Consider the following 12,381-nt stretch of genomic DNA (forward strand, 5'->3'; position numbering starts at 1 on the left):
CATCATAAAATGCAATGTAATGATAAAACAGTTATTCTTTATTCAAATATCCGAATAATTCTTCCTCCACAATACAGCATATTGTATGCCCGATAAGGATATGAGATTCTTGTATACGTGGAGTCTCATCAGATGGAACTTTTATGGATATATCACAAATATCCGCAACACGGCCTCCTCCTTTTCCTGTAAAGACAATCGTCTTAACTCCTTTATCCTTGCATGCAATCAGAGCTCTATGTATATTCTCGGAATTACCGGAAGTAGTGATCCCTATAAAAACATCTCCAGCCTGGCCATGAGCTTGAACCTGACGTTCAAACAGCCGGTCAAAACCATAATCGTTACCTATAGCTGTCAGAATAGACGTATCTGTAGACAACGCAATAGACGGAATACCAGGCCGGTCAAAATAAAATCGACTAACAAATTCTCCAGCAATATGCTGAGCGTCGGCTGCACTCCCACCATTACCGGCCAGCAAGGTCTTAAATCCCTTCCGATAAGCCTCTGTAACCATTTCCGCTGCATCCTGAATATTCTTCAACAAAGCAACATCAGTCAATATTGCTTCTTTCACAGAAATCGACTTCTCTATCTGGTTCTTAATTATACTTTCAGTATCCATAATCCACATTTCTTTTTTGTACAAAATTAATGCTTTTATATCAAACTACACTTTTTTATGAATAGTCTTTTCTACAGTCCCTATCATACACCATAAAACACGAGCAAAACCTTTTACATCTTGAGCGTGACCACAATGCATCAATTGAAAAATAAAATCCTTTTTTTACTACAAAATTATTCAGCTTATGCTTATATTTGCATTATGGAAAAAACAATATTTAAATACTTAGAATTTTCACTTCCTATACACAATTGTGTTATTATACCCGATTTCGGAGGCTTCATATTAAACATGGAACCGGCAGCATTCTTATCCAACGGCGAAATCAAATCACCTAAACACAGTATTGTTTTCAATCCGGAACTGAATCATAATGATGGAATTATTGCATCATATATAGCCAAAGACGAGAAGATATCCTATAACGCTGCATGCAAAAAGATAAAAGAATTTGTGACAGTAATTAAAACGAATCTGAAAGATGGCAAAACTGTTTCATTTGGCAACCTTGGTTCATTTACAACTGATGCTGAAGGAAATATTCTTTTCGCACAGAACAGATCGATTATACATCCCGGTTTATTTGGATTATACCCTACCAGCATAAAACAATTGGCCGAAATAGATAAAATCATTGTAAGAGATAAAAGAAATCTGTCCATAAAATATACAATTGGTGCCGTCGCTGCCGGTGTAGCCGCGATTGCACTTTTCATCACCCCCATCAACATTAAAGACAGCAATAACAGAACCTCTCAAAAAGCTGATTTTATATCTGCAATTACAAGCTCGTTATCACAACGTAATAGCGAAATTGTTAAAGATCTGGACAACAAGACCGAAAACGGGCAAATCACCAACACAGCTGAAAATAGCCTGGTCAAGCCCAAATCCGGACGTATCTATTATATTATTGTCGGAGGAGAAGACACAATGGATAGAGCGAACAATCTGCTTTCTAAAATTAAGAAAAATGGATTTAATGATGCAGACATTATAGAAGGAAGCGACAGATACAGAATATATATATCTTCGTTTGAGGATAAGACACAGGCCGAATCATTTCTTGACTCTTTCAGGAAAGAGAACCCGAAATTTGAAACGGCATGGCTTTATTCCAAAAGAAACAACTAAACTCATCATATTACAGGAAACAGGAAAGTCCGGGAGTTCCGGACTTTCCTTATTTTAGCGTTATCTTTTTTTACTCTTTTTCTCCATATGCTAAATCTCCGGCATCTCCCAGTCCCGGAATAATATAGGCATATTCATTCAGCTCCGGATCTATTGCCGCTGCCCAGATAGTAGTCCTGTCTTTAGGGAAGTTTTGCTCGCAATAATCTATCGCTTGCCGACTTGCAATAATAGTTGCAATATGAATATGTTTCGGTTGGCCTTTTGTCAGCAATGCCTGATATGACAAATCCATACTTCCACCTGTCGCTAACATCGGATCTGTAAGGATCAGTATCTTATCCTCAATTCGGGGGGATGCTATATATTCGATATGCACATGAAAGCTCTGATGGTTTTCACGATACTTCCTATATGCTGAAACAAATGCGTTCTCTGCCTGATCGAAACAATTCAGAAAGCCATGATGATATACCAGTCCGGCACGCAGAATAGTACCTATTACAATAGGGTCGGAGGGAACGTTTGTTACCGAAGTACCTAGTGGAGTCACAGTTTCTAAAGGGAAATAATTCAACGTCTTACTTATCTCATAAGCCATAATTTCCCCTATCCTTTCTATATTACGCCTGAAGCGCATGCTGTCTTTTTGGATTTCCACATCGCGCAGTTCACTGACAAAACGATTCAATACAGTGTTTTGTTCCGATAAATTTATTGTTTTCATTATTATATTTTGATCCAAATTTAATTGTTTTCTTTCAATTTCACAGAATTGATAATAAAAATTTATCTATTCCATATATCCCAGGCTGCCAAAGCCTGCAATTCAAGCATTTCTGCACCATTTTTCACCTTAGCACCTCTTTCTTTTCCCAACCTCAGAAACCTTGTTTCGGCCGGATTATAAACCAGATCATACAACAAGCAATCCCGGGTCAGATACTGATAGGGGATATCCGGCGCTTCATCTACATTAGGGAATGTACCCAGTGGCGACGCATTCACAATTACCGTATATTCACTAAATATATCTTTATCCAAATCCTGATATTGTAATTGTCCTGCTTTGGGTGTACGGGAAACGTAAGTAAAATCCAAACCGAGATTCTTCAACCCTCCGGCTACCGCTTTGGATGCTCCTCCAGTTCCCAAAATCAAAGCTTTCTTATGAATATCTTTATTGATAAGTGGAGCAATAGAATTCCGGAAACCTACAATATCTGAATTATATCCTATCAGTTTAACCTTCGATCCGCTTCTTACTACTTTTATTACATTTACCGCTCCGAGTTCTCTGGTCTGAGGATCCAGATCGTCTAAGTATTGAATCACCTTTTCCTTATAGGGAATAGTAACATTCAATCCTCTGAGATTCGGATGCGAACTTACAATATCCGGAAATAAAGAAATCTCAGGAATTTCAAATTTCACATATTCTGCATCAATACTCTCCTTCGAAAATTTCTCTGTAAAAAACCGGGGAGAAAAGGACTGAGCTAAAGGGTTCCCCACAATTCCATATAAATCCATAATATCAATAAATTTAATTTTAAGAGCTGAGAAGGTATAAAAAAATAGGATAATACCAATTGGCAATTATCCTATTTCTATATTTTTAATTCTTCTATTTAGCGGCTTCGGGTTTGTAACGGCTATTGAGTAGCTGTATCACATCTTTCGTAATATCATATGAATCCTTCGCCAACAGAATATTATCTAATCCTGTATTACTAAAGATCACCTGATAATTAGCTTTTTTATTATAATCTTTCAGGCAAACACGAACCGAATCGGTTATCTCCGCATTTACTTTAGCCTGTTTTTTCATATAATCTTCTCTCAACCGTTCTGCTGTAGCATGAAGGTCAGCCTCCATCTTCTGTATACGGACTTGTTCTTGCTGAGCACGTTCCTGACTTAGAAATACATTGTTATCGATTTTCTTACGGAAATCAGCTACTTCATTTTCAAATTGGCGTTGTTTGTTATTCAATGTTGCATTGGAACTGTTATACTCTTTCATCAATACATCATTTGCATCTTTGGCGTAATTGTAATTGATAAGTAAGGAGTCAACATTGACATAAGCTATAGGTAAAACGCCTGTAGAATCACCTTCTGCAAATTTCAGGGATGCAGATCCACCTTCCGTGCTTTTCTTATTAGAGGTAAAAAATAAAATAAACAATACGATTATTGCAACTGCAAGTACACCGTTAATAACATAAGAGATATTCTTCATTTATTTAAATGCATTAGTTAATCCTTTTTTAAATACAGAAAATCCGTCAGTACGAGTCTCATTTCCATACCCATTTTTGAGAACGACTTGGCAAAGATATATCTTTATGTTAAAACAACGCTATATTGAAACCTTTAAAAGATGTAAAAAAATTGCTTTTTATAGGTTATCTATCTAATTTTAGATGTTATTACTAATTAGAGTGGTCATCTACTAAAAAATTTAACTGAATATGACAATAAAAGATTTAAAGCCGAGCGCAGTATGGAACTATTTTTATGAAATAAGCCAGATCCCGCGGCCATCGAAAAAAGAAGGTAAAATAATAGCTTATCTGCTCGATTTTGCAAAAAAGCATAATCTGGAGGTTAAAAAAGATGATGCCGGAAATGTGCTTATAACCAAGCCTGCGACTAAAGGCAAAGAAAATCTTCCGACCGTGATACTTCAGGGACATGTAGATATGGTATGTGAGAAAAACAGCGGTACTGTCCATGATTTTGACAATGACCCGATAGAGACAGTTGTAGAAGGCAACTGGTTAAAGGCCAAAGGAACAACTCTGGGTGCAGATAACGGCATCGGAGTAGCAGCAGCCCTTGCTATACTTTCATCGGATACAATAGAACACGGTAAACTGGAATGCCTGTTCACAGTGGATGAAGAAACAGGTCTGACAGGCGCTTATGCATTAAGTAAAGATTTCCTGAATGGAGATATTCTTATCAATCTGGACACAGAAGAAGAAGGTGAAGTATATATAGGATGCGCAGGAGGTAAGATAACTACTGCTACATTTACATACAAACCGGAAAACATTCCTGCAAACTATTTCTGGTTTAAGGCTCAGGTAAAAGGATTGAACGGAGGGCATTCCGGATCGGAAATCCACAAAGGCCTGGGTAATGCAAATAAGATACTTAACCGCTATCTATGGGAACTCAGCAAAAAATACGATCTTTCCCTTGCTGAATTTAATGGAGGAAACCTGCATAATGCTATTGCCCGCGAAGCATATGCTATAGCAGGAGTACCTTATAATAAAAAGGAAGAGGTAATAGTGGCATTGAATACACTGGCTCCGGAAATCGAAGCTGAGTTGAAAAGCATAGACCCAAATCTGAAAATGACAGTGGAATCGACTGATGCTCCATCGTTTATTATAGACAAAGATACAACTAACAATCTGCTGAACGCACTATACGCCTGCCCTCATGGTGTACTGGGCATGAGTTTCGAAATACCGGGATTGGTGGAAACATCCACAAATCTGGCTTCCGTGAAAATGAAAGAGGGAAATACGATCCTGATAACTACAAGCCAGAGAAGTTCTACAAATTCACTGAAAGATGATGCAGGAGATATAGTCAATGCTGTATTCACTCTTGCGAAAGCTGATGTGGTACACTCGGCCGGATATCCGGGGTGGAGACCTAATCCGGATTCTAAAGTATTGGGTGTAGCTAAAGATGCTTACAAGAAGTTATTTGACAAAGAGCCGGAAATAATGGCGATCCATGCCGGTCTCGAATGCGGACTTTTCCTCGAAAAATATCCGCATCTGGACATGATCTCATGTGGACCTACAATCCGTAATGCCCATTCGCCGGAAGAACAGGTTGAAATCCCTTCTGTTGAAAAATGGTGGGTTTTCTTACTGGAAATATTGAAGAACATTCCTGCTAAATAATATCAGGTACATTATTTTGATATATAATACCTGAAATAAAGGAATTTGCCGTGCCGATAGTAATATGCTTATTGGCACGGCATTTTTCATAAAAGGATGTGTTGATATATTTTAATATTCGATTAATTTCGACTACACTTCGTTTCGTCAGAATGTTCATTTTGGCATTGCCCAAAACGAACCAAAAGGCTAGCGCTTCGTTCCTCGGGTACCCGTCAGGAGAGAAAGGCTAAAAAACGAAAACGTGTTTGAGCTTATCCGAGTATACGGATTATACAAACCTTGGAGCGAGTTTTTTCGTTTAGTCGTCTCTTCTGCTAACGGGTCGGCCTTTGAAGCAGGGCGCTAAAGCGTTTTTGGTTCCTTTTGCGGCTTTGGGCAAAAGGGACACAAGCAATCTTCGATTGCGCGTAGCAGAAAACAATCGAAGATTAAAACAAAAACAGAAAATACCAATATAAAACACTAATTAAGACAAAAAAATGAAAGGAGAAAGAGTATTCAGTCTCGATTTGCTCAGAGTATTAGCCTGCTATATGGTAATACAGGTACACGCCGGTGAATTTTACTATATCGGAGACGGAGGAACCATCGTAAGTGGAGATGATGCATTTTGGGTCAACATCTACAATTCATTGTTCAGAACAGCAGTACCCTTGTTTATAATGATTACAGGCTATTTTGTCCTGCCTGTCAAGGAACAAATGAATGTGTTCTTCAAGAAACGTTTCACACGTGTATTAATTCCGTTTATCGTATGGTGTGTACTATATGCACTTTATGCTTTCACTATGGGCAAGACCGATATAGAAGGCATGTTTACCAATATAGCTAAAATCCCGGTTAACTATGGAGTGGAAGTCGGACATCTTTGGTACATCTATATGCTGATCGGATTATACCTATTCTTCCCTATTATATCTCCCTGGCTGAATAGCGCATCGCGCAGCAGCCTGCATTTTTACCTCATTATATGGGCAGCTACATTACTCCTCCCTTATATACATCAGGTATTCCCCGAGGTATTGGGAGAATGTTACTGGAATCCGACATCCCTGCTATATTACTTTACCGGATTTCTCGGATTCGCCATACTGGGTTTCTATCTCAAAAAATTCTGTATAGCAAAGAGTAAATTGGACCTGCCAATAGGATTCTCCTTAATTATAATTGGATACATCGTTACCTATTCACTTTTTGCCAACAGGCTCAATACACAAGAATTAGTATCTGATCTGGAATTGTCGTGGAACTATGGGACCATCAATGTGGCAATGATGGCTTTAGGACTATTTTTAGTTATAAAGAATATCAAATACAGAAAAGATACTATTCTAAAAAAAGTGATAACCAGTATCTCCGTCTTGAGCTACGGGATATACCTAGTACATATAATAGTATTAAATTTCTTTTTCTGGGCTTTTAACGATGTTTTTGCATCAGCCGCGATAAAAATTCCCCTACTTACCATATGCACGTTTCTGGCATCTTATATTATTATAAAAGTAATTTCATATCTGCCAAAAAACAAATATATTATAGGTTAATAGTATCTTTGTATTACCAGAACCTTGTTACTTTTTAAATATAACAAATATATTTATCTATACAATAAAGCATTGTTTTGCAGCTCTTTGAAATGATAAAAAGTAATAAATAAAAAACAAAAAACTGTTACCTTTGTTACCTTTTAACAAGTAGTAAGTTTTAAGTTATATGAGATACGAGTAGACAAGACACGGGATACAAGTTGTTAACTGATGACTGTTCACTGAAAAAAGTGTTACCTTTGTTACCTTTTAACAGTTACGAGTTACTACGCCCTGCGGGCAGTTACAAGTAAACGAGATACAAGTTGTTAACTACTAACTGACGAGATGCTTCGCTCTGCTCAGCATGACAAGGGTATTATTAATTATTAATTCTTAATTGTTTTCTTTGTTACTTTTGTTACCTTTTAAAACTTACAAAACTAGTTATCAACAATATAAAAAAACGTCAATAATGAACAAAATGAAAATAGATATATGGTCAGATATAGCCTGCCCGTATTGTTACATAGGAAAGCGAAAATTAGAAATGGCCTTAAACCTGTTTCCTCATAGAGACAACGTAGAACTTGTCTGGCATAGTTATGAATTAGACCCCGAACTCCCTAAAGAAACTCTGGAGTCGAAAATCTATGGATATTTCGCGGCCAAGTATCAGATGAGTGTAAATGAGGCTCATGAAACAATGGTAAATACGGCTAAACTGGCAAAGGAAGTCGGATTAAATTATGATTACGACAATCTTATCGTGGCTAATACGTCCGATGCCCTCCGTCTGGTGAAGCTGGCAAATGAATCGGGACTGGCAACCGAAGCCGAAGAGGTACTCTTCGATGCGTATTTTGTGAAAGGTGCAGACATAAGCGACAACAGCATTCTGGTGAAATTGGGGACACAAATAGGACTGACAGAGAAATCCATTGTAGAAATGCTGGACAGCGATAAATATATGGACAAGATAAAAGAGGATATCGAATATAGTGAAAACGAACTTAATCTTGAATATATCCCTTTCTATGTATTCAACAACAAGCAAATAGTGCAGGGTTCCATTCCTGTTGAAGATTATCTGGAGGTATTGACGAAAGCATATGCCGAATGGGAACAAAACGGTGTATCCAGCGAAAAAGGAGAAATCATAAGCGGGCAATCCTGTTCTATAGATGGCGTTTGCAGTTGAATCACAAACCACCCGGTGGCTTTGATAAAAGGAAATGTCTCGCATAAAAATGAAAATAGGTTGATAGTGGAATAATAAGGACCTCATGAAATCCGTTATAATGGTTGTAAAAATAATATCCACCGAATTTACTTTCCGGTTCGGCGAACATATATAGGGAAGAAGAATATGTGGAAATACTATGCTCTTTTATCAGCCATATTTGCTGCGCTCACAGCCGTTTTAGCCAAAGTTGGAGTGAAAGATATCAATGGAAATCTGGCTACTGCTATCCGGACATCAGTTGTACTCTTCTTAGCTTGGGGTATCGTCTTTTTCAGCGGTCATCTGAAAGATGCAAAGGAATTAAGTAAAGTCAACCTTGTTTTTTTGATTTTGTCGGGATTAGCCACAGGACTTTCATGGATATTTTATTTTAAGGCTCTGGAGACAGGCGATGTATCGAAAGTTGCGCCGATTGATAAATTGAGCATTGTTTTTGTAATGGTGCTGGCATTTATTTTCCTGAAAGAACCAATAGATATAAAAACTATTGCCGGCGGAACATTGATCCTCGCCGGGACAATAGTGCTAATTTGGTAGTAAAGTTATGATTATATGTTTAATTACATCAATAGAAAAGCGATATGGCATTGAAAGAAGAATTTGAGCGGCAAGGAAATTGGCTTTTCCGCTATAGGGGTATATTACCCATTATCATCCTGTTTATAGGCGCATATTTATATTTGCAGACGGAAATATACCCTGAGACATTTATACTCGAAGGAACTCTTTACGAAGCATATTATGAGGTGGTATGCCTGGTTATAAGCCTGTTAGGGTTAGGTATCCGTATTTATACCGTAGGATATACACCGGAAAATACGTCGGGCAGGAACACTGCCAACGGGCAAGTTGCGGATACACTCAATACCACCGGCGTGTATTCTGTTGTAAGGCATCCGCTTTATCTGGGAAATTTTTTAATGTGGTTAGGAGTATGCCTGCTGACCGGCAACCTGTGGTTTATTATTGCCTTTTGCCTTCTATACTGGGTTTACTACGAAAGAATCATGTTTGCGGAAGAACAATTCCTAAGCAGGAAATTCGGAACAGTTTACAGTGAATGGGCAAACAAGACTCCAGCTTTTTTACCGGACTTCGGGCTGTTTATAAAACCGTCATTATCGTTTAGCTGGAAAAAAGTATTGAAAAAAGAGAAGAACGGGTTGCTCGCCTTGTTTCTGATATTCTGTGCTTTCGATTTGTCCGGAGAATGGGTGGAACATCAGAATGCCTATAATTACTTTCTCATTATAACGTGCCTGATAAGTATAATCTCTTATTGCGTATTGAAATATTTGAAAAAGAAAACCGGAGTTTTAAATGAAGCCGGCCGATAAAATATATCTTTTACATTTATCTGAAATTTGGTATGGCGAGATAAAAATGACAGAGTACACGAATCATTAATTATGAGTTATAAAATAACGGGAACTAATTGCAAATTAAAGAAACTGCTTTATCTGTTGTTTCCTATGAAAAGGCTGGCAAGGGGGATTATTCTATTCTCCGTTTTCCTTTCGATATTCAGCTGCTGTAAAGATGGAGATGATTTTTCGGACGACAAGAGCCTGGACCTCTCATTCTCGAGCGATACAATCAGTTTCGATACCGTATTTACGACTATCGGTTCTGCGACTCGCCAGTTTAAAATATATAATAAGAACAGCAAATCACTCGTGATAGGCTCGGTAGAATTGATGAACCCGGCAAAAAGCGGATTCAGAATGAATATCGACGGAGAAAAAGGAACGAAGCTCTCAAATGTAGAAATACTGAAAAAAGACAGTCTTTTTGGATTCATAGAAGTTACTGTGAATCCTACGGATAATGAAAATCCGCTGTTGATACGCGATTCTATCAGATTCGAAACAAACGGAAATATCCAATATCTGCAACTGGAAGCTGTAGGACAGGATGTCTATATATGGAAAGGCGGACGGATTACCCAAGACTCTGTAATTGCAGGCAAGAAGCCGCTCCTTGTATATGACTCCATCGTGATCGATAAAGGGGTTACGGCGACAATGGCTGAAGGCACCAAAGTCTTTTTCAGGAATAATGCTTCTATCCGGATACACGGGACACTCATAGCTAACGGGATAATAGAAAAGCCTGTTATTTTCAGAGGAGACCGCTTTGATAAAATTGAAGCAGATATACCTTACGACAACGTTCCGGGACAATGGGATGGGGTATATTTTTATCCCGAAAGTTACAACAACCAACTTGAAAATATAAATATACGGAATGCCACAAAAGGTATAACATTCCATGCATCAGATATACAATATAAAAAAGCGACCTTATTGAATGCAGTTGTACAAAACACATTGGAATATGGGGTATCAGCTACAAACAGTAATATTGACGGGGGGAACTGCCTGTTTGTCAACTCGAAAGGAGCTGCATTGAATCTCAATGGAGGAAAATATTCATTCCTGCATTGTACTATCGCCAATTATTTCAGATGGTCGGCAAGGACCGTGGAAAGTCTGGTAATAAGCAATAGTAAAGAGACACCGCTAGCTCAATGTGACTTTATGAACTCTATCATTTACGGTTCATTGAACAGAGAATTCTTAATGAATAGAAACGCTGACGCAGTCTACAATCATCAGTTCATAAACTGCCTGATAAAAGGTACGGAGATTTCAGACTCGCACTTTGAAAATATAATATGGAATAAAGACCCTCTATTCAAAGACTTAAATACGGAAGGTATCTATTCATACAACTTTGAGTTACAGGAATCATCTCCGGCCATAGATAAAGCTGATAAAACATACTCAAAAGGATTACCTTTTGATTTGCGGGGTAAATCCCGTCAGGATTCCCCCGATATTGGTTGTTATGAGCGGGTTAAGTAAACGTTGGAGGATATTACAGGGCATTATATTGCTACTGATAATCAGTATGCAAGTGAATGCACAGGAAAATTTCCGTATCATGTTCTACAATGTAGAGAACATGTACGACATAAAAGACAACCCGGAGACAAACGATGACGACCTTACTCCAAGCGGTCAATTGCACTGGACAAGCTATCGGTATTGGAAGAAACTGAACGATATAAGCACGGTAATATCATCTGTTGGTGACGATAGATACCCTCCTGCATTAGTCGGTATATGCGAAGTAGAAAATGATTCTGTACTGTTCGACCTTACCAGAAGAGCCGGATTAAGGAAACATAAGTATGAATATATAATCACCAACTCCAAAGATAACAGAGGGTCGAATACTGCCCTACTCTATCAGCGGGACCAGATAAAGATAATAAGTAAAAGGTCTTATACCCCTACACTGGAATCAGACCCATCGAAAACAACGCGGGATATACTCCATGTTACAGGGAAAGTCATTAACGATGAGATATTAGATATATTTGTTTGCCACTTCCCTTCACGGCGTGAGGGGATCAAAAGGACAAGACCCGACCGTATCCGGTGTGCAGAACTCTTGAGACTGAAAGCAGACAGCCTTTTCCGTATACGGAAGAAAGCGAATATAATTATTATGGGTGATTTCAACGACTATCCGAATGATATAAGCCTATCCGAAAGTCTTGGTGCGCATAGCATCAAATCCCCGGTTACGGACAAAAACTTATACAATATGTTTTATCATCGTCTGGGCGAGAAAAATGCAGGTTCCTATAAATATAAGGGAAAGTGGAACTTTATAGATCAATTTATTATAAGTGGAAACCTGTTGAAACCCTCTTGTAAAATTTCGATAAAAGATAAAGATGCACATATTTACTCTGCATCGTTCCTCTTGCACGATGATAATACAAAGTCCGGAGGTGGCGGACAGAAACCATTGCGTACTTACTCAGGATTTAAATATCCGGGCGGGTACAGCGACCATCTACCAATCTATATGGATTTGATTATTAAAGACTAA

At 38.2% G+C, this 12,381-nt stretch carries 12 protein-coding genes; 8 read left to right on the forward strand and 4 right to left on the reverse strand.

The features are described from left to right. Nucleotides 1–31: 31 nt before the first annotated feature. Nucleotides 32–628, reverse strand: coding sequence for a D-sedoheptulose 7-phosphate isomerase (locus HMPREF9455_RS05980; RefSeq protein WP_006798725.1), 597 nt, complete (start codon nt 626–628; stop codon nt 32–34). Between the two features lie 204 nt (nt 629–832). Between HMPREF9455_RS05980 and HMPREF9455_RS05985 the strand changes: the two genes are divergently transcribed. Then, nucleotides 833–1,765 (forward strand): HU domain-containing protein, encoded by a 933-nt coding sequence (locus HMPREF9455_RS05985; RefSeq protein WP_006798726.1) that lies wholly within the window; start codon nt 833–835, stop codon nt 1,763–1,765. Nucleotides 1,766–1,835: 70 nt separating this feature from the next. Here HMPREF9455_RS05985 and upp read toward each other — a convergent pair whose 3' ends face one another. The 3 genes from upp to HMPREF9455_RS06000 form a co-directional block, all read right to left on the reverse strand. Continuing rightward, entirely contained in the window at nt 1,836–2,492 is a 657-nt protein-coding gene (gene upp, locus HMPREF9455_RS05990; protein WP_006798727.1) for a uracil phosphoribosyltransferase, read from the reverse strand. 62 nt (nt 2,493–2,554) lie between these two features. Further along, the gene (locus HMPREF9455_RS05995; RefSeq protein ID WP_006798728.1) at nt 2,555–3,298 is read right to left on the reverse strand and encodes a shikimate dehydrogenase family protein; all 744 of its coding nucleotides are present in this window, start codon (nt 3,296–3,298) and stop codon (nt 2,555–2,557) included. 94 nt (nt 3,299–3,392) lie between these two features. Further along, entirely contained in the window at nt 3,393–4,010 is a 618-nt protein-coding gene (locus tag HMPREF9455_RS06000) for an OmpH/Skp family outer membrane protein (protein WP_006798729.1), read from the reverse strand. 232 nt (nt 4,011–4,242) lie between these two features. Between HMPREF9455_RS06000 and HMPREF9455_RS06005 the strand changes: the two genes are divergently transcribed. From HMPREF9455_RS06005 to HMPREF9455_RS06035, 7 genes are all read left to right on the forward strand, one after another. Continuing rightward, entirely contained in the window at nt 4,243–5,700 is a 1,458-nt protein-coding gene (locus HMPREF9455_RS06005) for an aminoacyl-histidine dipeptidase (RefSeq protein ID WP_006798730.1), read from the forward strand. 482 nt (nt 5,701–6,182) lie between these two features. Next, a complete protein-coding gene (locus HMPREF9455_RS06010) occupies nt 6,183–7,247 on the forward strand; it encodes an acyltransferase (protein WP_006798731.1) in 1,065 nt (354 codons plus the stop codon). Between the two features lie 457 nt (nt 7,248–7,704). Next, nucleotides 7,705–8,430, forward strand: a complete 726-nt coding sequence (locus tag HMPREF9455_RS06015; protein ID WP_006798732.1) for a DsbA family oxidoreductase — start codon at nt 7,705–7,707, stop codon at nt 8,428–8,430. Nucleotides 8,431–8,598: 168 nt separating this feature from the next. Next, nucleotides 8,599–9,012 (forward strand): EamA family transporter, encoded by a 414-nt coding sequence (locus HMPREF9455_RS06020; RefSeq protein ID WP_006798733.1) that lies wholly within the window; start codon nt 8,599–8,601, stop codon nt 9,010–9,012. Between the two features lie 44 nt (nt 9,013–9,056). Then, entirely contained in the window at nt 9,057–9,812 is a 756-nt protein-coding gene (locus tag HMPREF9455_RS06025) for a methyltransferase family protein (RefSeq protein WP_006798734.1), read from the forward strand. Nucleotides 9,813–9,884: 72 nt separating this feature from the next. Then, nucleotides 9,885–11,342 carry a choice-of-anchor Q domain-containing protein gene (locus HMPREF9455_RS06030; protein ID WP_006798735.1) on the forward strand — a complete coding sequence of 486 codons (1,458 nt, stop codon included), beginning with the start codon at nt 9,885–9,887 and terminating at the stop codon, nt 11,340–11,342. After that, on the forward strand, nt 11,326–12,381 hold the full coding sequence (locus HMPREF9455_RS06035) for an endonuclease/exonuclease/phosphatase family protein (RefSeq protein WP_245532166.1): 1,056 nt from the start codon (nt 11,326–11,328) through the stop codon (nt 12,379–12,381). The genes HMPREF9455_RS06030 and HMPREF9455_RS06035 overlap by 17 nt, the downstream gene beginning before the upstream one ends.

The organism is Dysgonomonas gadei ATCC BAA-286 (genome assembly GCF_000213555.1).
GTDB classification, from domain to species: Bacteria; Bacteroidota; Bacteroidia; order Bacteroidales; family Dysgonomonadaceae; genus Dysgonomonas; species Dysgonomonas gadei.